At 44.5% G+C, this 894-nt stretch carries 1 protein-coding gene; it reads right to left on the bottom strand.

Annotated features, from left to right (window positions below; translation table 11 throughout):
* Positions 1-279: 279 nt before the first annotated feature.
* Positions 280-894 (bottom strand): ABC transporter substrate-binding protein (locus KIV40_RS29075; protein ID WP_285352701.1); only part of this gene is annotated, 615 nt, incomplete at its 5' end.

Raw genomic sequence — 894 nt, 5'->3', positions numbered from 1 at the left:
TTTTGACTACTGCTCATCTTTAGTCCTTTTTATTCTTATGTTGTACTGCAACAACTATGTTACTTACCAATAACATATACTTTAGTCGTAGGAATTAAAAGCAGAGTTTACTGGTTGAGCGGGGAAATATTGAGGTTGGAGGAGTTATTAGAATTCGCGGCTACAGATATGAAAAACACCGAAGTATCAGTTCGGTGTTTTTCAATTGTGGGGCTGGTAATCTAGCCTCTCGTTTTTAAGCCAACTAACCGTTGTTCATCTGGTTAATTAAATCGTATATTATACTGATAGCCGTGTTATTACGTTGTAGTGATAAAGCGGGATCACTGCCGCTGATTCATTGAGTAGCGCCTCGGCTTGCTGGTATACCTTGAAGCGCTCATCTTGTTGGGTAATAACACTTGCTTGCTGCATCAGTTTATCGAATTCTGGGTTGCAATAGCCGCTTTCATTGGCTGTATGCCCGCACGTGAAGCCCTCAAGTAGAGCAGACGGTTCAGGGTAGTCGCCAAATGCCCAAGAGCGAGCCAGTTGGTAGTCGCCAGAGCTTTTTGCGGCGACATAAGCTTTCCACTCCATGTTTTCTAATTCCACCTTCACACACAATGGCTTCCACATTGAAGCGATGGCCAGTGCGATTTTCTTGTGGTTCTCACTGGTGTTGTTTAACAGCTGCTTCGCTTGCTTGAGGCGCTGGTTTGTATCTAACTGTTTGAATTCCGACGTCGGCGCTTGGTAATTTGGGATGTTGTTCGGAGTCACACTGTATGCTTCTGGCTCACCTTGACCAGTGATCTTATCGACCAAGATCTCGCGGTTCAGCGCCATACTTAATGCCTGACGAACGTTTACATTGTCGAAAGGAGCTTGGCGTGTGTTGAAAGAATAAACGTA

Source organism: Vibrio sp. D173a (assembly GCF_030248475.1).
Note: the sequence above shows the minus strand (reverse complement) of the source record. Positions and strands in the feature narration are given on the sequence as shown.